Below are 467 nucleotides of genomic sequence, written 5' to 3'. Positions count from 1 at the left end.
GGCCAGCGGGTTGAGGCCGGCCAGCTTGATGTCGCCGCCGTTGACCTGCTGCAGATCGGGCTCGACGGCCTGATAGTTCTTGAGGATCGCGTCGTCGTCGTCACCCTTGAGGGGAACGCTGATGAACGTGTGACGCTGGTCCTCTGTCTTCATCGCGGCGAGCGAGGCGACGTCAGGCGCCTTCAGCCAGCCGACCCAGGCCTGGACCTGGTCCGGGTGATCCTTGACCACCTGGTCGAGTTCCCCTGTGACCTTCTTCTGCCACGCTTTGTCGGTGACCAACTTGTCATCCGGCGGCGTCAGGATGGCGACGACATGGCTGGTGCGGTCGCGGCCGTAGACCTCGTCGCCCAACAGCGACGCCTGCACCGACTGGCTGCCCTCGTCGTAGAAACCACTCTGCGTGACGTGCTCTCCGAGACTGGCGCCGTAGACGCCGCCACCTAGGCACAGCGCCACCATGACAC

Annotated in this window: 1 pseudogene; it reads right to left on the bottom strand. The window is 65.1% G+C overall.

What is annotated here, in order from left to right:
• Positions 1 to 467, bottom strand: a pseudogene (locus tag RNB18_RS51555) (hypothetical protein); the annotation flags it as partial.

Origin of the sequence: Streptomyces doebereineriae, from assembly GCF_031845645.1 — a bacterium.
Classification (GTDB): domain Bacteria; phylum Actinomycetota; class Actinomycetes; order Streptomycetales; family Streptomycetaceae; genus Streptomyces; species Streptomyces canus.
The sequence above is the reverse complement of the archived record's forward strand: the minus strand, read 5'-3'. Positions and strand labels throughout refer to the sequence as shown.